Origin of the sequence: Actinacidiphila yeochonensis CN732, assembly GCF_000745345.1 — a bacterium.
GTDB lineage: Bacteria > Actinomycetota > Actinomycetes > Streptomycetales > Streptomycetaceae > Actinacidiphila > Actinacidiphila yeochonensis.
The window spans coordinates 1,186,561-1,205,975 of the sequence record NZ_JQNR01000005.1; the positions used below are offsets into that span (position 1 = coordinate 1,186,561).

Here is a 19,415-nt window from a genome sequence, read left to right on the forward strand (position 1 = left end):
GCCAGCCGCGTCTGTGTGCGATGAACGCCCCTACTCAGAAAGGGAGTTCGAGGTTTCCTGTGAACCCGGGGCGAACGCTGGACGGGCCCCGGGTTGCGCGGGGGCGGAGAGCCGCGGAACTCCCTGTTCGGAGCGCAACTGATCGGTGGTGGTGCCAGTCCCACGAGTGTCCCCGTGGATTCGTGAGGAACGAGGAAGACACCGTGACCCAAGCACTGCTGCGGCCCGGACGACGCCCGCCGAGGCCGGAAGCGGCGGGGCACCCGCCGGGTGGGACCGGGGACCGGCGGGCGGACATCCAGGGGCTGCGGGCCGTGGCCGTCACGCTCGTCGTGCTGTCGCACGCCGGGGTCCGGCAGTTCAGCGGCGGCTACCTGGGCGTCGACGTCTTCTTCGTCATATCCGGCTTCCTCATCACGTCCATGCTCGTGGGCGAGCTGGACCGCACCGGCCGCATATCCGTGCCGCGCTTCTACGCCCGGCGGGCCCTGCGCCTGCTGCCCGCCTCCACCCTGGTCGGGGTCGTGACGCTGGTCGGGTCGTACCTCTACCTCTCGAAGGCGCGCTTCGCCGAGTACGCGGGCGACGCGATCGCGAGTGGCCTGTACGCGGTCAACATCCGCCTCGCCGTGAACGGCACCGACTACCTCCAGGCGACCGACCCGCCCTCGCCCTTCCAGCACTTCTGGTCGCTGGCCGTGGAGGAGCAGTTCTACGTGGTGTGGCCGCTGGTGCTGGCGGCCGCGTACCTGGTCGCGCGGCGCGGGCGAGCAGCACGAACGGCGGCAGCGGAGGCAGGAGCGGAAGGGCGGACGGACTGGAGCACGGAAGGGCGGACGGACTGGCGGACGACCGCCGTGCCGGCCGGGATCGCCTTCGTCCTCCTCGCGATCTCGTTCGTCCTGAGCGTCCACACGACGCGGACCTCCCCCTCATGGGCCTACTTCGGCTCGCAGACGCGGGCGTGGGAGCTGGCCGCCGGGGCGCTCCTCGCGCTCTGCGCCAACCGTCTGCGGAGCATGCCGCCGCTGCTCGCCGGGACACTCTCCTGGGTGGGCCTGGCGGCCGTCGTCGGGGCGGCCCTCACGTTCGACGACACCACCGCGTTCCCCGGGTACGCGGCCCTCGTTCCCGTCGCGGGCACCGTGCTCGTACTGGCGGGCGGCAGCGTCCGCAGCCGTTTCGGCGGTGAGATGCTGCTGCGGCAGCGCCCGTTGACCGGCATCGGCGGCCTCTCCTACGGCTGGTACCTGTGGCACTGGCCGCTGCTCGTGATCCTGCCCAGCGCCCTGGACCGGCCCGGTGCCGGCGTGCGCACCCGGCTCGCGGTGTGCGTGTTCGCCCTGTTCCTGGCCTGGCTGACGCTGCGGTTCGTGGAGAACCCGATACGGTTCGGCGCCGCCTTCCGGAACCGCCCGCGCCGGGCGCTGGGGCTGGGGGCCGGCCTCACGGCGGGGGCCGTGGCGCTCGCCGTCCTCGCGGCGCTCTTCCCGCCCGCGATCGACTCCGGCCGCCCGGCGCCGAGCCTGGCCGCGGCCGTCGAAAAGGCGGCGGACCCGCAGGCACGCCTGGCCCAGCTGCTGGCCGAGCCGAACAAGGTCATCCCCAGCAACCTCTCGCCCGGCCTCACCAAGATCAAGGCGGCCCGTTCCGCGGTGTACCGGGACGGCTGCCACGTCAGCACGACCTCGGTCGCCGTGCCGCCCTGCGTGTACGGCGACCCCGCGTCGGACACCACGGTGGTGCTCTTCGGCGACTCGCACGCCGCCCAGTGGTTCCCGGCCCTGGAACTCCTCGCCCGTGAGCGCCACTGGCGGCTCATCTCCCTGACGAAGGCGTCGTGCAAGGTCGCCGACGTCACCATCATCAGCGGCGGCAAGCCGTACACCTCGTGCGACACCTGGCGTTCGAAGGCCCTGGCGCGCATCGCCGAGCTGCGGCCCGACCTGGTGATCACCTCCTCGTCCGACGCCGGCAACCCCGCACACCCGGACCCCGCGGGCGCGCTCCAGCAGTGGACGAAGGGCTTCGAGCGGACGTACAAGGCGCTCGGCGCGAGCGGGGCCGAGGTGGCGGCGCTCCTCGACACGCCGTGGCCCGCGTCGGACGCGGTCGACTGCGCGGGGACGCATCCGCTGGACCTCGGGCGGTGCGCGAACACGCGCGGCGGCGCGGAGCAGGACCCGCACAAGCCCGCCGCCATCCGGGCCGCCGCGAAGGCCACCGGGGCCACGGTCATCGACCCCTGGCCCTGGATGTGCGGGTCGCGGGTGTGCCCGGTGCTGGTGGGCGACACGTTCGTCTACCGCGACGACAGCCACATGGCGGACGCCTACGCGCATGCCCTGGCCCCGGTCCTCGGCGCCGAGCTCACCCGGCGGTTCACGAAGCTGTGAGCGCGCCGTGACCCGTCCGGCGCGCCCCGCGGCCCTGGGCGCGCCGGACGACCGGTACGTGCTGGACGACCGGTACGTGCTGGACGACCGGTACGTACGGCAGGTGTACGAGGCGGCTGCGACGGCCGTCTCGTACACCGCCGGGCGGGGCCGAGAGGGTGAAGGACGAGGCGATGGCCATCGCCTCTCGCCCGGTAGTCTGAGAGCGTGTCAGATCTTGGTATCGCCGCCTGGCCGCCCGCGCCGATCAGGACCGAGAGGCTCGTGCTCCGTGAGCCCGAGGCCCGGGACCGTGCGGCGTTCGTCGAACTGCTGGCGTCGCCGGAGGCGCACACCTACCTCGGCGGCCCCCGCCCACGCGGCGAGCTGGAGCGCGAGCTGCCCGCGACACCCGAGCGGTGGCCCGGGAGCTTCGTCGTCGATCTCGACGGGGCGATGATCGGCCAGATCCTGCTCAGGAGGGCAACGGAGCACCGCTGCCCGGCTGCCGCGGGGAAGGCCGACCTCGGCTACCTGTTCCTGCCCCGGGCATGGGGGTTCGGGTACGCCACCGAGGCGTGCGCGGCGGCACTCGACTGGTTCGACGGCGTCCTCCCCGGCGAGCCGGTGGTGCTCACCACCCAGAGCGCCAACACCGGCTCGATGCGCCTCGCGGCCAAACTGGGGTTCACCGAGGTGGAACGGTTCCAGGCATGGGACGCCGAGCAGTGGCTCGGCCTGCGGCCCCCGGTCACGCCGTCCGCCTGAGCCCGGGGCGCCAGCGGCGCCAGAACGCGGGCTGCGAGGCTCCCGCCTCCGGTGCGTGCCCGAGCGGGAGCCCCGCGGTCCCCCCCGGAGCCGGCGGGGGCGGCCACACCGGCTCAGTGGGAGTCGTGCTCCTTGTCGACGAGGCGGTCGACGCACACCGCGACGGCGATCAGCATGGACGCGTCCGCGTCGTCCCGTTCGACGTCGATGGCGTACGCGTCGCGCAGGGAGAACCAGCGGCGCGAGATGCGGGCCAGGCGCTCGCCCTCCCACTCGATGTCGTACTCCTTGTCGAGCAGGTCGCCGCGGATCTCCAGCTCCTCGCCGGAGGCCAGCTCCGCCCGGTACACGTCGTGGAGCAGCGCCAGCCGCTTCTTGCGGACGGTGACCAGGGTCTGGCCGTCCCGTTCGATCGTCATGGCGTCGCGCAGGCTGAGCAGCTTCTGGTGCACCACCGCCACCACCGCCCCGGACGCGTCCTGGATCTCCAGCGTCTCCCGCAGCCGCAGCACCTTGCCGTCGACGTAGAACGCCCGGCGCCCGTGCTCGTCCTCGACCCAGTAGTCGTCGCCGACCGCGAACATCTTCTCCCGCACCACGTATTTCATGCGCGTATGCCTACCCCGCGGGGCACCATTCGAAGGCCCTCGCAGGTCGCAACCGTCCGCAGGACCCTCGAAAGGGCCACGGCCGGCGGAGCCGGCTGTCCGGGCGCTCGAAGAAGATCCTGGACGGCGGCCCACGCCCGGTCCGACAGACGCGCCGACCCCGCCCTGTGGGCGGACGACGGTCCTTGTCAGACGGGACGAGTTGATAAGTTCATTTTGCTGGTGCTCGCATGTATCAAGTTCGCGGAGAGACCCATGGCAGGTAGGGGACGGCCCAGTCGTACCACCGTGTACTCACGACTGGACGCGGCGCTGGCTGAGCTGAACGAACGCTTCGGAGGGTTGCCGAGCCCGAGGGAGGCCCAGGAGATCTGGGACGACATCTGGCACGAGGAGGCCCACCACTCGACAGCCTTGGAAGGCAACACCCTCGTTCTGCGAGAAGTCGAGGCCCTCCTCGAACAGGGGCGGGCCGTCGGAGCCAAACCGCTGCGGGAGTACAACGAGGTCCAGGGCTACGCGGATGCCGCGCGATGGGTCTACGGTCAAGCTCTGGAGCCGGACGCCTGGCACGATGGGCGACTCCTCACCATTGCCGAGATCCGCCACATCCATCACGCGGCCATGACACCGGTCTGGGACGTGGCTCCCCACGCTGACGCCAACGGCAGGGAGACGCCCGGGAACTTTCGGGAGCATGCCATCGCCCCCTTCGCGGAAGGGATGACCCCTCCGGACTGGCCGCTCGTGCCTGCCTGCGTCGAGCAGTGGGTCGGCGACGTCTGTGCCGTCGGGCGCGGCATCGAGAGCGGTGGAGACCTGGGCAAACCCCTGCCGGAAGTCCTCGCGGATATTCACAACCGTTTCGAGCGTATCCATCCGTTCATCGACGGTAACGGGCGTACGGGCCGACTGGTGCTGAACCTTGTCCTGGTGCGTCTGGGGTACCCGCCGATCATCATTCTCAAGAGGCAGCGGGACGCATACCTGTCCGCGCTCCGCCGCGCGGACTCCGGCGACTGCGGAGCTCTGGGGGAACTGGTGGCGAGGGCGATGGAGGACAACCTGAACCGCTTCATCGTCCCCAACGTCGCCGGCCCGGCCCGCTTGGTGCCTTTGGCGGCTCTCGTGGACGAGGAGCACTCGCTGGCCGCCCTGCGGCAGGCGGCGCAACGTGGTCGGCTCAGCGCGGTCCAAGGAGCGGACGGGGTCTGGCGCGCTTCTCGAAAGTCCGTGGCCGCGTACCGTGCCAGCAAACACAAGCGGAGGCCCAGAGCCGGTGACGGCTGAGGCTGAGGTCGGGACCCGTCCGGAATGCGGTGACCCGGTGATGCGGTTGGATGGAGGTATGACTGCACGTGCACGCGTCCGGGCGCCTGAGCTGGTGGGCAAGGGCGGCTGGCTGAACACCGGTGACAAGCAACCCACCCTCGCCGACCTGCGCGGCTCCATCGTGATCCTCGACTTCTGGACGTTCTGCTGTGTGAACTGCCTGCACGTCCTGGACGAGCTGCGGGAGCTGGAGGAGCGGCACCGCGACACGGTGGTGATCGTGGGGGTCCACTCGCCGAAGTTCGTGCACGAGGCCGAGCACGGCGCCGTGGTGGACGCGGTGGAGCGGTACGGGGTGCACCACCCGGTGCTGGACGACCCGGAGCTGGCCACCTGGCGGCAGTACGCCGTACGGGCGTGGCCGACGCTCGTGGTGATCGACCCCGAGGGCTACGTGGTGGCCCAGCACGCCGGCGAGGGGCACGCCCACGCGCTGGAGCAGCTGGTCACCCGGCTGGAGCACGAGCACGCCGCCAAGGGCACCCTGCGCCGGGGCGACGGACCGTACGTGCCGCCGGAGCCGGTCGCCACGGACCTGCGCTTCCCCGGCAAGATGGTGGCGCTGCCCGGCGGGCACTTCCTGGTGTCGGACTCCACCCGGCACGCCCTCGTGGAGCTGGCCGCCGACGGCGAGACCGTGGTGCGGCGGATCGGCACCGGCGAGCGCGGCCTGGTCGACGGCGACCCGGGCACCGCCCGGTTCAACGAGCCGCAGGGCCTCGCGCTGCTGCCCCCGGTGGCGGGGACGACCGGCGTGGGCAGCGTGATCGTCGCCGACACCGTGAACCACGCGCTGCGCCGGGTGGACCTCGAAACCGGCCTCGTCACCACCGTCGCCGGCACCGGCCGCCAGTGGTGGCAGGGCTCGCCCAGCTCGGGGGCGGCGCTGGAGGTGGACCTGTCCTCGCCGTGGGACGTGGCCTGGTTCGAGGACCGGGTGTGGATCGCGATGGCCGGCGTGCACCAGCTGTGGACGTACGACCCGGCCACCGGCCGGGTGGGTGCCGCCGCGGGCACCACCAACGAGGGGCTGGTCGACGGGCAGGCCGGCGACGCCTGGTTCGCGCAGCCCTCGGGCCTGTCCGCAGCCGGCGGCCGGCTGTGGGTGGCCGACTCGGAGACCTCCGCCGTGCGCTGGGTGGAGCAGGGCGCCGGGGACGACGACGGCTACGTGGTGCGCACCGCCGTGGGCACCGGCCTCTTCGACTTCGGGCACCGGGACGGCCCGGCCGGCCAGGCGCTGCTCCAGCACCCGCTGGGCGTCACCGCGCTGCCGGACGGCTCGGTCGCCGTCAGCGACACCTACAACAACGCGCTGCGCCGCTACGACCCGGCCACCGGCGAGGTCTCCACGCTCGCCACCGACCTGCGGGAGCCCTCGGACGCCGCCGTGGTGGACGGCGACATCCTGGTGGTGGAGTCGGCGGCGCACCGGCTGACCCGGATGCGCCTGCCGGAGGAGGCCGTACGGGTGGAGGCCGTCGCGCACCGCACCCGCCGGGAGGCCACCGAGGTGGCGGCCGGGCCGTTCCGCCTCGACGTGGTCTTCACCGCGCCGGCCGGCCAGAAGCTCGACGACCGCTACGGGCCCTCCACCCGGCTGCTGGTCAGCTCCACCCCGCCGGAGCTGCTGGCGAAGGGCGCCGGCAAGGGCACCGACCTCTTCCGCGACCTGGAGCTGGACCCGGCGGTGCCGGAGGGCGTGCTGCACGTCTCGGCGATGGCGGCGTCCTGCGACGACGACGAGGCCAACGAGTACCCGGCCTGCCACGTCCACCAGCAGGACTGGGGCGTCCCGGTGCGGCTGACCGGGGACGGCGCCGCCCGGCTCGGGCTGGTCCTCGCGGGCATGGACCCCGCCGAGGCCGAGCAGGGCTGACGCGACGGGGGACCGGGTCGGGCCGCTTGAGCGGCCGATCCGGGACCGGGCTCCCCGGTCTCGGGCCGCTCCCTGGAGCCAGGTCGCGCCGGAGAGCCGGCTGGCGCTCCGGCGGCACTGCCCTGCCCGACCCGCGGGCTCCGCTGGGCGGCTGAGCGGATGAGCGGCTGGGCTGCTGGGCTCCGGGGCCGGTGCCGCCGGACCCGCGGGTGGGGAACGGCGCGGCTGCCGGTGCTACTCCGCGCCGGGCTCCGGGGGGCACTCGGGGCCGTTGCGCCACAGGTCGTCGGCGGTGCCCTCGGCGAGGTGCCGGGCGTAGACGCCGACCTTGCGGTGGATGACGGCCAGGGCCTCCTGGAGGTCGGCGATCTGGTGCTCGACCCTCTCCTCGTGCCGGCGCAGGAGCGCGAACCGCTCCTGCTCGTTGCCGCTGCCCGCCAGGACGAGTTCCGCGTAGCGGCGGATCTCCGGCAGCGGCATCCCCGTCGCGCGCAGCTTCGTGCACACCCGCAGCCACCCCACCTCCTCCCGGGTGAACACGCGCCGCCCGGCGGCGTTCCGGCGCACGGGCGCCAGCAGTCCCTCCTGCTCGTAGAAGCGCAGCGTGTAGGTGCTCAGCCCGGTCAGTTCACCGACCTCGCCGATACTCCACGTGGACCCGATCTCCTCAGCGGTGGTCATGACCGCGAGCTTACAAACCCCTCGTGCGGTGGGGCGTGTTGCCGCCGGTTGACTTCGAGTCGACTGGAACTCCTAGCGTCGGTAGGGCATTCGACGAAAGGAAAGCCCCATGTCCGCCACGTGGTTCATCACCGGCACCTCGTCCGGCTTCGGCCGCCTGCTCACCGAGCGGCTGCTGGCCCGAGGCGACCGCGTCGCCGCGACGCTGCGCCGGCCCGAGGCACTGGACGACCTGCGCGAGGCCCACGGCGACCGCCTGTGGACCGCCCGGCTCGACGTGACCGACGCCGAGCAGGCGCGCCAGGTCGTCGACGACGCCTTCGCCCGCTTCGGCACGGTCGACGTGGTCGTCAACAACGCCGGCTACGGCGTGTTCGCCTCCGTCGAGGAGGCGAGCGACGAGCAGATCCGGCAGGTGATCGACACCAACCTGCTCGGCTCGATCAACGTCATCCGCGCCGCGCTCCCGCACCTGCGCGCCCAACGGAGCGGCCACATCCTCCAGGTCTCGACCGCCGGCGGCCAGACCACCTACCCCAACTTCGGCTACTACCACGCCTCGAAGTGGGGCATCGAGGGCTTCTGCGAGACGGTGGCCCAGGAGATCGCCCCCTTCGGCATCCACCTGACCATCGTCGAACCCGGCGCGACGCCGACCGGATTCGGCCGGTCCATGGCCACCGCACCGGTCATGCCGGAGTACGAGGACACCCCGGCGGGCATGGTGCGGCGCGCCGTCGCGAGCGGCCAGCTCCCCCTGCCCAACGACCCGGGGAAGATCGCCGACGCGATGATCGACGTCGTGGACACCGGGTCCGCGCCCCTGCGCCTGCCCCTCGGCGTCGACACCTTCCGCGACGTCCGGGCGTCCCTCGCCGCCCGCCTCGCCGAGCACGACGCCCACCGGGACGCGGCCCTCGGGGTGGCGAGGACGGACGTCGCGGCCGAGGCGGCGGGGTAGCGGGACCGCGCGGTCCCGTCGGGGTGAGCGGGCGGCCCGCAGGTCAGCCCGCGCGCCTCACCGTGCCGTCCGCGCGGCCTCGCAGGCCGGGCGCGACCACTGGCCGGGCGCGCCACTGGCCGGGCGCGTCGGCGGCCTGGCGCTCCAAGGCCGGTGCCCCAGGGCCGGTGCCCCAGGGCCGGTGCCCCAGGGCCGGTGCCCCAGGGCCCTTCCGGGGTCAGTGCTTCAGGGGCGCGTACGAGGACGGCCTGAGCGTCTTGGTGAGGTCCACGAAGCCCGGCTGGTACTGCACCAGCCGCCCGTTGCTCACCTCCTGGTACACCACCTTGGTGTTGACCATCCGCGAGTGCTCCGGGATGCCCAGCAGGTCGCTGTCGGTCCAGCCCAGGGGCGGGGTCAGGCCGCCCGTGGACAGCCCGGTGGTGGCGCTCATCGCGCGGCGCACGCTTTCGGCGGTGACCTTCACCTTGGTGCCCATGGCGGCCGCCACCTTCGTGAACACCTGGTAGGCGATCCAGGTCGTCTGCACCCCGGGGTCGGCCACGTCGATGGCGTCGTCGTCGAAGGCGTACTTGTTGACCACCGACTTCATCTCGTTCCACACGGGGGACGAGGTCGGCGGGTACCAGCTGGTGATCCTGGTGCCTTCCAGGGGGCTCTTCGCCCCGCCGCTCGCGTCGATCACCGACTGCTGCACGCTGCCGATCACCGACGACAGCTGCACCTTCGGCTGCTTGTCGCCGACCCGCCGCAGAGCGTCGAAGAAGGTGCTGGTGTGCTCGCCCAGCACCGCCGACACGCAGGTGGAGTGGAGGTCGTCGCCGACCGCCTGGGTGGCCACCGCGGTGTAGTCGGTCGAGTTGTCCTTGGCCAGCATGTCGTCGACGTCCGGCTTGCCCGCCGCGTTCAGCCCCTCGTCGAGGAAGATCGGGAACTGGTCGCCGGTGATGGAGTCGGGCCGGACCAGCCGCACCCGCTTGCACGTCTGCGCCAGTTGCAGCCCGCTGCCGGCCAGCAGCGCGGGAAGGCCGCCGTTGATCGGGAAGGACATCAGGCTCTGGAACTCGTCCTCGGTGATGCCGTACCCGCCGATGTAGGGGATGTCGTCGGCTTCGAGGGCGGAGATGAAGCTGCTGCCCTCCTCGCTGTACGAGCCGACGACCGCCACCGCGCCCGCGTCCGACGCCTGCTTCTCGCACGTGGTGACACCGACGGGGTCGTCGTGCTCGTTACAGGTGAGCACCTTCAGCTTGCGGCCGTTGATGCCGCCCTCGGCGTTGACGTACGCCTCGATCGCCTTGGCCATGGCCGGCATACCGGGCATGTTCGTGGCGTCGGTGTCCTCGGGGGCCCAGGTCATCACCACGATCGGCCCGGACGAGCCCCCCGACGTCCCTGGAACCACGCCGCACCCGCTGACCAGCGCGGACGCAGCCAGCAGCGGTATTGCGGCACGGCGAACCATGCGCCGGTGTCCAAGGGCCATGTGGGGGAAGATTCTCCCCCGGGCCCAACTCCCGGGTATCCGGCCGTCAACGGAGGGCCATGTTCGGGTGAATTGCAGGCGTCCCGCCTGTGTGTCCGTGATCACGGAACCGGTTGCCCGGCTGTCGCCCTGCCCTTCCGGGGCGGGGGTGGCTCCTGATGCGGCGGGTGCCGGTGCGGCGCCGCCCTCGGTCGCGCGGGGCGGCCGGGGTGGCGGTCGCGTCGTGTTCCACGTGGAACACGACGGGCGGCTCAGTAGCGGCGGTCGCTCGGGTAGTAGCGCTCCTCGACGACGGGCGGCAGGTCGCCGTCCGCGGTCGGCGGGATGCGGCGACGCTTGAAGATGCTCACGTACGCGGCCAGGCCGATGATGCCGACGCCCATCATGATCAGGCCGATGAGGTCCATGTTGACGCCCTTGGCATGCCAGTCCGTTGCGAAGGTGATGATCGCGCCCAGCGCCATCAGGATGATGCAGCCTCCGATGCCCACGGTGCCCGCCTCCTCGGCGACTTGACGGTGTGTGGCTTCGGCAGTCGCCTACCCGGGCCCATGGACCACATGCACCCGCACGTCCGCACCCGCGTCAGTGTCCGCGTCCGCACCCTTGCGTGCCCGCGTCCGAACACGCCGCCGCCCTCCGCGCTTTCGAGGAGCACGGAGGGCGGCGGCGCGTGGCCGCGGGTGGCGGCGGGGGCGTCCGGCTCAGCCGGCCAGGAAGGCGGCGAGCGAGGCGGCCAGCAGGTGCGGGTCGTCGGCGCCGCACATCTCGCGGGCGGAGTGCATGGACAGGATCGGCACGCCGACGTCCACGGTGGTGATCCCGTGCCGGGCCGCGGTGATCGGGCCGATGGTGGTGCCGCAGGGCACGGAGTTGCTGGACACGAAGTGCTGGAACGGCACCCCGGCCCGCTCGCACGCCTCGGCGAAGACAGCCCGGCCGATGGCGTCGGTGGCGTACCGCTGGTTGACGTTCGTCTTCAGGATGGGCCCGCCGTTGGCGCGCGGGTGGTGGGTGGGGTCGTGCCGCTCGGCGTAGTTCGGGTGGATGGCGTGGCCGACGTCCGAGGAGACGCACACGCTGCCGGCCAGCGCCCGGTGCAGGTCCTCGGCGGAGCCGCCGCGGGCCAGTACGGACCGCTCCAGCACCCGGCCGAGCAGGGGGCCCTGCGCACCGGTGTCGGACTGGCTGCCGGTCTCCTCGTGGTCGAAGGCGGCCAGCACCGGGATGGACGGCGACTCGCCCGCGCCCGCCGCGGCGGCCAGCGCGGCCAGCCCGGCGTGCACCGACAGCAGGTTGTCCAGCCGCGGCGAGGCCAGCAGCTCGCGGTCCCGGCCCAGGTAGGCGGGGGTCTGCGCCTCGTAGGCCATCAGGTCCCAGCCGAGGACGTCGTCGACGGCCAGCCCGGCCTGCTCGGCCAGGAAGGCGACCAGCTCGCCCTCGTGCGGCTCGCCCAGGCCCCACACCGGCTGGAGGTGGCGCTGCCGGTCGAGGGTGAGCGCGTCATTGGCCGAGCGGTCGAGGTGGATGGCCAGCTGCGGGACGCGCAGCATCGGCCGCCCGGTGTCCACCAGGCGGGTCTCGCCGCCGCGCAGCGCCAGCCGCCCGGCCAGGCCGAGGTCGCGGTCGAGCCAGCTGTTGAGCAGCGGGCCGCCGTAGACCTCCACGGCCACCTGGCGCCAGCCCTGGGCGCCCATGTCGGGCTGGGGCTTCACCCGGAGGTTCGGCGAGTCGGTGTGGGCGCCGACGATCCGGAACGGCGTCGTGGGCGTCGCGCCCTCCGGCACGTACCAGGCGATGAGGGCCCCGCCCCGCAGCACGTACCAGCCGCCGGGGCCGCCCTCCCACTGCTCGGTCTCGGCCGCCGGTCGGAAGCCCGCCTCGGCCAGCCGCTCGGCGCCGGTGGCGGCGGCGTGGTAGGGCGTGGGGGCCCCTTGGACGTAGGCGGCGAGGTCGTCGGTGTGGCTGCGGTCGAAAGCGGGAGGGTGCGTGCTCATGTCCGACACCTTAGTTTCGGGCCCGCCGCCCGGTCGCGCCGCCACCCTGGCCCCGCCGCCACCCCGCGCCCCAGCAGTGGGTATCCGACCCGGCCGTAGGCCGGACGGCTGACCGCCGGCGGCGGGAGGCCGCTCCGTACACGGCCGCCCCGCACGCGGCCGTGCCGCCGCCCCGTGGTGGAGCGGCGGCACGTCAGGCGCGGGCGGGGCGGGGGAGCGGGGCCCCCGGGGCGGGGCCCCGCTCAGAAGGCGTCCTCGGGCACGTCCATGACGTCGAGGTCGACGCCCTCGGCCAGGGCCCGCTCGGTGGCCAGGCCCGGCAGCACGGTGGCGGCGAAGAACCGGGCCGCGGCGACCTTGCCCGCGTAGAACGCCTTGTCCCGGCCGGAGGCCGTGGCAAGCTTCTCGGCGGCCACCGCCGCGCCGCGCAGCAGCAGGAAGCCGACGACCACGTCACCGGAGGCCAGCAGCAGCCGCGAGGTGTTCAGACCGACCATGTAGATCGAGCGGACGTCCTGCTCGGTGGCGGCCAGGTCGGTCAGCATGGCGCCGACGATCGCCTCCAGGTCGCCGGCGGCCCGCGCCAGCTGCTCGCGGGCGGCGGCCAGCTCCTCGCCGCCGGCGCCGGCGGCGAGGAACTTCCCGATCTCCTCGCTCATCGCGCCCAGCGCCTGCCCCTGGTCCCGGACGATCTTCCGGAAGAAGAAGTCCTGGCCCTGGATCGCGGTGGTGCCCTCGTAGAGGGTGTCGATCTTGGCGTCCCGGATGTACTGCTCGATCGGGTAGTCCTGGAGGTACCCGGAGCCGCCGAGCGTTTGGAGCGACTGCGCGAGCTGCTCGTAGGACCTCTCCGAGCCGTAGCCCTTGACGATCGGCAGCAGCAGGTCGTTCAGGCCGCGCAGCCGGGACGCGTCCTCGCCGGCCGCCTCGGCCGCCTGGATGGAGTCCTGGACGCTCGCCGTGTAGAGCACCAGCGCGCGCATGCCCTCGGCGTACGCCTTCTGCGTCATCAGGGAGCGGCGCACGTCCGGGTGGTGGGTGATGGTCACCTTGGGCGCGGCCTTGTCGGTGAACTGCGCCAGGTCAGGGCCCTGGACGCGCTCCTTGGCGTACTCCAGCGCGTTGAGGTAGCCGGTGGACAGGGTGGCGATGGCCTTGGTGCCGACCATCATCCGGGCGAACTCGATGATCCGGAACATCTGCCGGATGCCGTCGTGCTTGCCGCCGACCAGCCAGCCGCGGGCCGGGCGGTCGCCGCCGAAGGTCATCTCGCAGGTGTTGGACGCCTTCAGGCCCATCTTGTGCTCGACGTTGGTGGCGTACACGCCGTTGCGCTCGCCCAGCTCGCCCGTCTCGTGGTCGAACTCGTACTTCGGCACCAGGAAGAGCGACAGGCCCTTGGTGCCGGGGCCGGCGCCCTCGGGGCGGGCCAGCACGTAGTGGAGGATGTTCTCGGACAGGTCGTGCTCGCCCGAGGTGATGAAGCGCTTGACGCCCTCGACGTGCCAGCTGCCGTCCGCCTGCTCGACGGCCCTGGTGCGGCCGGCGCCCACGTCGGAGCCGGCGTCCGGCTCGGTGAGCACCATGGTGGAGCCCCACCGCCTCTCGACGGCGAGGGCCGCGATCTTCCGCTGCTCCTCGGTGCCCTCCTCGTACAGGACGCCGGCGAAGGCCGGCCCGGAGGAGTACATCCACAGCGCCGGGTTGGCGCCCAGCACCAGCTCGGCGTAGGACCAGACGAGGGAGCGCGGGGCCGTGGTGCCGCCGATCTCCTCGGGCAGGCCGAGCCGCCAGTACTCGGCGTCCATGAACGCCTGGTAGCTCTTCCGGAAGGACGCCGGTATCGGGGCGGTGTGCGTCACCGGGTCGAAGACCGGCGGGTTGCGGTCCGCCTCGGTGAAGGACTCGGCCAGCTCGTTCTCGGCCAGGCGGGCCAGCTCGGCCAGGATCTCGCGGGCGGTGCCCCCGTCCATGTCGGCGAAGAGGCCGCTGCCGTAGACCTGGTCGCGGCCCAGGACCTCGAAGAGGTTGAACTCGATGTCGCGGAGGTTCGACTTGTAGTGGCCCATGGCGGAGGCTCCGTCTCACGGTCGGGGTGCGGGCGTCTGTCGGGGTCAGCGGGACGCGCGCACGTAGGGGGTGCTCACCTGAAATGATGCTACCCGTCGGTAATAACAAGCAACCCCTGCCGGCCCGATGTGACGCTCTCCTCGCCCCGGAGGTGCGGGCTGGATACGCTGGGCGCCGTGTACGGCTACGAGCAGAGCGGCAATCCCGGAATGGGCGGTCCCATGGGTGGGCAGCCCATGGGCGCGCCCATGGGTGGGGGCTACGAGCAGTCGCCGGCCTACCCCGAGCCCTCCCCGCCCTCGCTGGCCGACGCGGTGCGGGCCTTCACCACGGGGGCGATGGCCGCGGAGGACTTCCAGGCGATCTTCGCCACGTCCAAGGTGTACTGCCCCCGGGGCGACAACCCCGGCTTCCTCGCGCTCCACGACACCCAGCAGCCGGTGATCCCGATGTTCACCTCGCTGAAGGAGCTGCGGCGGTACGCGGGCAAGGAGTCCAAGTACTTCGTCATCACCGGCGCCGAGGTGCTCGACCTGCTGCCGACCGGCTACGGCTTCGTCCTGGACATCGAGGGCCGCCACCGGATGGTCTTCGACGCGAAGGCCGTCGAGCAGATGGTGGACTTCACCATGCGCCGGATGTACGGCTGAGCGCCTGACCCGCGGCGCCTGACCTGCGGCGTCTGACCCGCGGCGCCGCCGCCTCGCGCGCCGCCGCTCCCGACGCCGCCGGCCCGACACCCGCGCCGGCCGGGTTCCACCGCCCGCCCCCGGCGCCGCCCCGTCCGTGTGCGGCGGTGTCCGGTGGGTCCGGCGTGCGCGGTGCGACCGTTGTGTCCGGAATCGGATAGTACGTGTGGCCTCCGCCACTGCCTCACGTGAGGGAATCACTACGCCTTGCTAGATGTTCACCGTTCAACTAAATTGGAAGCAGAACATCTCCGAAGGAGGCCGCTATGCCTGCCGTGACCGTTGAGAACCCGCTGACCCTGCCGCGCGTGACCGCGCCCGCCGAGGCCCACCCGCGCCGCGTCCTGTCCGTCTCCACCGCGCCGAGCGGCCTGGAGGGCGAGGGGTTCCCGGTTCGCCGGGCGTTCGCCGGCATCGACTACCGGCACCTGGACCCGTTCATCCTCATGGACCAGATGGGTGAGGTCGAGTACCAGGCCGGCGAGCCCAAGGGCACCCCGTGGCACCCGCACCGCGGGTTCGAGACGGTGACGTACATCATGGACGGCACCTTCATCCACCAGGACAGCCACGGTGGCGGCGGCACCATCACCAACGGCGACACCCAGTGGATGACCGCGGGCTCCGGCCTGCTGCACATCGAGACGCCGCCCGAGTCCCTGGTGATGAGCGGCGGCCTCTTCCACGGCCTCCAGCTGTGGGTGAACCTGCCGAAGTCCGCCAAGATGATCGCGCCGAAGTACCAGGACCTGCGCGCCGGCGGCCTGAAGCTGCTGACCTCCGGCGACGGCGGCGCGCTGATCCGGCTGATCGCGGGCGACCTCGACGGCCACACCGGCCCCGGCGCCACCCACACCCCGATCACCATGATCCACCTGACGCTGACCGCGGGTGCCTCGGTCACGCTGCCCTGGCGGCAGGACTTCAACGCGCTCGCCTACGGCCTGGCCGGCAACGGCTTCGCCGGCTCGGAGTCCCGCCCCTTCACGATGGGCCAGGCGGTCGTCTTCGGCCCCGGCGGCGCGGCCGGCGGTGACTCGCTCACCCTGCGCGCCGACACCGTCCAGGACTCGCGCAGCTCCTCCTTCGAGGTCGTCCTGCTCGGTGGCCGGCCGATCCGCGAGCCGATGATGCAGTACGGGCCGTTCGTCATGAACACCCACACCGAGCTGGCCCAGGCGTTCGACGACTTCCAGGCCGGCCGCCTCGGCAGCATCCCGGCCGACTCGCCGCACGGCCGCAACTGACGCCGCGGCAGCCGCACGGCCCCCACCCGGTTTCCGGGTGGGGGCCGTCGTGCGTCCGGCCGCAGCCGCGGCACCGACGTGCGGCGCCCCCGTCGGCCCGCGCCCGTTCGCCTGCCGGGTCGTCCGCCGGCCCGCCCGCCCGCTCGCCGGCCGGGCGGCACCGGCCCGGGCTGCCGGGGAAGCGCGGGCGCTACGGGTATCGTCACGCGGAGCGCCCGGGTGGTGACGCAGCGCGCCCGGCGGTCGGACGAAAGGCGGGCCCGGTGGCCGGGAGCACCCTCAGCGCCCCGCAGCCCAGCCCGGGGCGGGTGTCCCGGGAGCGGCTGCTCTTCGGCGGCGTCTACGGGACGGTGCTGGCCAGCGCGCTGGCGGCCGCCCTGGAGAACGACAGCGGCTCGCCCAACGCCGGCTACGACGCGCTGTGGATCCTCGTCTCGGCGGTCGCCGCGGCCGCCGCCCACGGCTACGCGCACGCCGTGGCCCAGTGGAGCGGCGGGAAGTACCAGGGGCGCAGGGTCATGCTGCTCACCCTCCGCTCGGTGGTGGAGGAGTGGCCGCTGGTCGCCGCGGTGCTGCCCACGGTGGTCGCCCTGCTGGGCGCCTACGCGCACTGGTGGGGTGAGGACCACGCGATCAACATCGCGCTGGGCGTCAACACCGTCGCCCTCTTCGGCTGGGGCCTGTGGGCCGCCCGGGTGGCCGGCCAGGGCTGGGGCACGGCCTGCCGGGTGGGCTGCACGGACGTGCTGCTCGGCCTCTTCATCATCGCCGCGAACATCCTGAGCCACTGAGTGGACCCCCTCAGGGGCGGTCCGGCCGGCCCTCCGGGGAACGGGTCCCGCCCTCCGGGGAGCGGGTCTCGAAGAGGTCGAACCAGATCGACTTGCCGTCGCCCTGCGGGTCCACCCCCCACGCGTCGGCCAGCTCCTCGATGAGGAACAGGCCGCGGCCGGAGGAGGCCAGCTCGCCGGGGTCGCGGCGGTGCGGCATGTCGTCGGAGCCGTCCGAGACCTCGACGTGCAGCCGCCGGGTGCCCGGCATCCCCGTCACCCTGGCGATCAGGGTCGCGTTGCCGTCGGTGTGCACCAGCACGTTCGTGACCAGCTCGGACACCAGCAGCACGGCCGACTCGAACTGGTCGGCCGAGCTCCAGTCGTGCAGCATCGCCCGGACGTCGTCGCGGGCCGAGCGGATCTGCCCCGGATCCGCCTGCGGGACGGTGAGGACGGTGCGCCGCTCGGGGACGGCGCAGGTGGGGCCGTCCGGGTCGCGGCGGAGCAGCAGCAGCGCGACGTCGTCCTCGCGGCGGTCGGCCAGCGGCCCGGTGGTGCGGTGCGAGGACGGCCCGTGCACCGCCTGCACCAGGGAGTCGGCCAGCTCCTCCAGCGCCTCGGCCGGCCCGACCTCGAAGACCTCGCACAGCCGCCGCCACCCGCTGTCCATGTCGTGGCCGCCGGTCTCGATCAGGCCGTCGGTGCACAGCAGCAGCACCTCGCCGGGCTCCAGCACCAGCCGGGTGGTGGGGTAGTCGGTGTCGAACTGCACGCCCAGCGGCGGGCCCTCCGAGGTGGTGCGCAGGATCGTGGTGCCGTCGGCCAGCCGCACCGCGGGCTCCGGATGCCCGGCCCGGGCCACCTGGAGCGTGCCGTCGGCCGGGTCGACCTCGATGTAGAGGCAGGTCGCGAAGCGCGGGTCGTCCGGGTCGGCGCCGCCGTCGGCGAGCCCGTACAGGAACCGGGAGGCGCGGGAGAGCACAGCGTCGGGGCTGTGGCCCTCGGCGGCGTACGCCCGCAGCGCGATCCGCAGCTGGCCCATGATGCCCGCGGCCCGTACGTCGTGGCCCTGCACGTCGCCGATGACCAGCGCGGTGCGGCCCGAGGGCAGCTCGATCACGTCGTACCAGTCGCCGCCGACCTGGAGGCCGCCGCCGGTCGGCACGTAGCGGGCGGCCATCGCCATCCCGTCGATCTGCGGCTCGCGGGTGGGCAGCATGGTGCGCTGGAGTCCGTCGGACAGCTCCCGCTCCGACTCGTGCAGATGCGCCCTGGACAGGGCCTGCGCCAGCATCCGCGCCACGGTGGAGAGCACCGAGCGCTCGTCGGGGGTGAACTCCACCGGGTCCCGGAAGCCCGCCATCCACGCGCCGATCGTGGTGCCGGCGACGGTCAGCGGCAGGTACGCCCAGGAGCTGCGGCCGAACGGCTCCACCATCGGCCAGCTCTCCGGGTACATCCGCCGGTACGCCTCGGGGCTGGTGACGTAGACCGCCTGGCCGCTGCGGATCACCGCGGCCGCCGGGTAGTCCTTGTCCAGCGGGAGGGGGGCGGCGAACGCCGCCGTCAGCTCCTGGCCGTGGTGGCCGATCACGGTGAGGTGGTCGCCGTCGACGCCGAAGACGGCCAGGCCGTCGGGGGAGAAGCCGGGCATGGAGAGGTTGGCCGCCACCCGCAGCACCTCGGCGGTGGAGTCGGCCTCGGCCAGCGCCCGGCCGGCGTCCAGCAGGAACGCCTCGCGGGCCCGGCGCCAGTCCCGGTGCGGCAGCGTCCGCTCGCGGGCCGTCCCGGCGGAGCCCCGTCCGGCGGCGGGCGCGAGCAGGTCGTGCCGGTCGTGGCCGGCGTAGGCGGGGGCCGGGTCGGTGCTGAGCCGGCCGCGGGGCCGCCGCCGGCGCGGTTGCCGGTCGTTCCGGGGGCGGTGTGCGGGTCGGGCGCGGCGGGCGTGCCGGGCCTTTCGTACGCGGCGGGCGCCTCCCGCGCGGACCCGGAGCTGGCGTCGACGGGACCGCTGCCGCCGGCCGCGCCGTCCTCGTCCTCGTAGCCCCCGAGGCGGGCGGGTTCGCGCAGCTCGTGGAGGGTGCCGCTGAGCAGCGAGCCGCGCGGGCGCAGCCGCACCTGGACCGTCCGCTCCACCGTGCCGGCGTCCCCGACCACCCGCAGCGACGCCTCCGCCACGGTGCCCTCGGCGGTGGCGAGGGAGACCGCGCCGGACAGCGCCACGTAGTCGGCCGGATGGAGCCGGGCGCGTACGGCGGCGTAGCGGTGCGTGGCCGCGCCGCCGGACAGGCCGAGCAGGCGGGCGGCCCGGCCGTCGACCGCCACGGTGCCGGCGGACTCGTCCCACTGCCACACGCCGCACCCCACAGCGGCCAGGACCTCCTCTGTGCGCATTACTCCACCTTATGGTGATTAGCGTGGTATGGGCCAACTATTCGGATGGGGATGGGGCATCCGGCGCCGGTAGGCTGAGGTGGGCTCCTTGACGGCCCACCGCGTCCCGACCGTCGTACGACGGTCTCGTGACCACCCACCCGCCCCACCCCTGCCGA

At 73.2% G+C, this 19,415-nt stretch carries 16 protein-coding genes; 8 read left to right on the plus strand and 8 right to left on the minus strand.

Going from position 1 to position 19,415, the window contains the following annotated elements:
• Positions 1-203: 203 nt before the first annotated feature.
• Positions 204-2,396 carry an acyltransferase family protein gene (locus tag BS72_RS16920; protein WP_232792437.1) on the plus strand — a complete coding sequence of 731 codons (2,193 nt, stop codon included), beginning with the start codon at positions 204-206 and terminating at the stop codon, positions 2,394-2,396.
• A gap of 207 nt (positions 2,397-2,603) precedes the next feature.
• Positions 2,604-3,143, plus strand: a complete 540-nt coding sequence (locus BS72_RS16925) for a GNAT family N-acetyltransferase (RefSeq protein ID WP_037911540.1) — start codon at positions 2,604-2,606, stop codon at positions 3,141-3,143.
• Between the two features lie 113 nt (positions 3,144-3,256).
• Here the strand turns inward: BS72_RS16925 and BS72_RS16930 are convergent, their stop codons facing one another.
• Complete coding sequence (locus BS72_RS16930) at positions 3,257-3,751, minus strand: LURP-one-related/scramblase family protein (protein ID WP_037911542.1); 495 nt, start codon at positions 3,749-3,751, stop codon at positions 3,257-3,259.
• Between the two features lie 288 nt (positions 3,752-4,039).
• Between BS72_RS16930 and BS72_RS16935 the strand changes: the two genes are divergently transcribed.
• Positions 4,040-5,041 carry a Fic family protein gene (locus BS72_RS16935; protein WP_198545910.1) on the plus strand — a complete coding sequence of 334 codons (1,002 nt, stop codon included), beginning with the start codon at positions 4,040-4,042 and terminating at the stop codon, positions 5,039-5,041.
• A 58-nt stretch (positions 5,042-5,099) separates the two neighbouring features.
• Positions 5,100-6,962, plus strand: coding sequence for an NHL domain-containing thioredoxin family protein (locus BS72_RS16940; RefSeq protein ID WP_037911547.1), 1,863 nt, complete (start codon positions 5,100-5,102; stop codon positions 6,960-6,962).
• A gap of 234 nt (positions 6,963-7,196) precedes the next feature.
• Here BS72_RS16940 and BS72_RS16945 read toward each other — a convergent pair whose 3' ends face one another.
• On the minus strand, positions 7,197-7,643 hold the full coding sequence (locus tag BS72_RS16945) for a MerR family transcriptional regulator (RefSeq protein ID WP_037911549.1): 447 nt from the start codon (positions 7,641-7,643) through the stop codon (positions 7,197-7,199).
• A 109-nt stretch (positions 7,644-7,752) separates the two neighbouring features.
• Between BS72_RS16945 and BS72_RS16950 the strand changes: the two genes are divergently transcribed.
• Positions 7,753-8,604 carry an SDR family oxidoreductase gene (locus BS72_RS16950; protein ID WP_037911551.1) on the plus strand — a complete coding sequence of 284 codons (852 nt, stop codon included), beginning with the start codon at positions 7,753-7,755 and terminating at the stop codon, positions 8,602-8,604.
• Positions 8,605-8,821: 217 nt separating this feature from the next.
• Here BS72_RS16950 and BS72_RS16955 read toward each other — a convergent pair whose 3' ends face one another.
• The 4 genes from BS72_RS16955 to BS72_RS16970 all read right to left on the minus strand — a co-directional run bounded on the left by BS72_RS16955 (position 8,822) and on the right by BS72_RS16970 (position 14,156).
• Positions 8,822-9,964 carry an ABC transporter substrate-binding protein gene (locus BS72_RS16955; RefSeq protein WP_037911554.1) on the minus strand — a complete coding sequence of 381 codons (1,143 nt, stop codon included), beginning with the start codon at positions 9,962-9,964 and terminating at the stop codon, positions 8,822-8,824.
• Between the two features lie 377 nt (positions 9,965-10,341).
• On the minus strand, positions 10,342-10,581 hold the full coding sequence (locus BS72_RS16960; protein ID WP_037911557.1) for a hypothetical protein: 240 nt from the start codon (positions 10,579-10,581) through the stop codon (positions 10,342-10,344).
• Positions 10,582-10,794: 213 nt separating this feature from the next.
• Positions 10,795-12,087 carry a M18 family aminopeptidase gene (locus tag BS72_RS16965; protein ID WP_037911558.1) on the minus strand — a complete coding sequence of 431 codons (1,293 nt, stop codon included), beginning with the start codon at positions 12,085-12,087 and terminating at the stop codon, positions 10,795-10,797.
• 242 nt (positions 12,088-12,329) lie between these two features.
• Positions 12,330-14,156: an acyl-CoA dehydrogenase gene (locus tag BS72_RS16970; RefSeq protein ID WP_037911560.1), complete on the minus strand. Its 1,827-nt coding sequence runs from the start codon at positions 14,154-14,156 to the stop codon at positions 12,330-12,332.
• Positions 14,157-14,333: 177 nt separating this feature from the next.
• Between BS72_RS16970 and BS72_RS16975 the strand changes: the two genes are divergently transcribed.
• The 3 genes from BS72_RS16975 to BS72_RS16985 all read left to right on the plus strand — a co-directional run bounded on the left by BS72_RS16975 (position 14,334) and on the right by BS72_RS16985 (position 16,884).
• Positions 14,334-14,807: an SseB family protein gene (locus tag BS72_RS16975; RefSeq protein WP_037911563.1), complete on the plus strand. Its 474-nt coding sequence runs from the start codon at positions 14,334-14,336 to the stop codon at positions 14,805-14,807.
• A gap of 305 nt (positions 14,808-15,112) precedes the next feature.
• Complete coding sequence (locus tag BS72_RS16980; protein WP_037911565.1) at positions 15,113-16,093, plus strand: pirin family protein; 981 nt, start codon at positions 15,113-15,115, stop codon at positions 16,091-16,093.
• Between the two features lie 263 nt (positions 16,094-16,356).
• Complete coding sequence (locus BS72_RS16985; RefSeq protein ID WP_232792438.1) at positions 16,357-16,884, plus strand: hypothetical protein; 528 nt, start codon at positions 16,357-16,359, stop codon at positions 16,882-16,884.
• A gap of 10 nt (positions 16,885-16,894) precedes the next feature.
• Here BS72_RS16985 and BS72_RS16990 read toward each other — a convergent pair whose 3' ends face one another.
• Positions 16,895-18,538 carry an ATP-binding SpoIIE family protein phosphatase gene (locus tag BS72_RS16990; protein ID WP_232792439.1) on the minus strand — a complete coding sequence of 548 codons (1,644 nt, stop codon included), beginning with the start codon at positions 18,536-18,538 and terminating at the stop codon, positions 16,895-16,897.
• Positions 18,457-19,257: a hypothetical protein gene (locus BS72_RS39925; RefSeq protein WP_232792440.1), complete on the minus strand. Its 801-nt coding sequence runs from the start codon at positions 19,255-19,257 to the stop codon at positions 18,457-18,459. Before BS72_RS39925 ends, BS72_RS16990 begins: the two co-directional genes overlap by 82 nt.
• Positions 19,258-19,415: the final 158 nt, after the last annotated feature.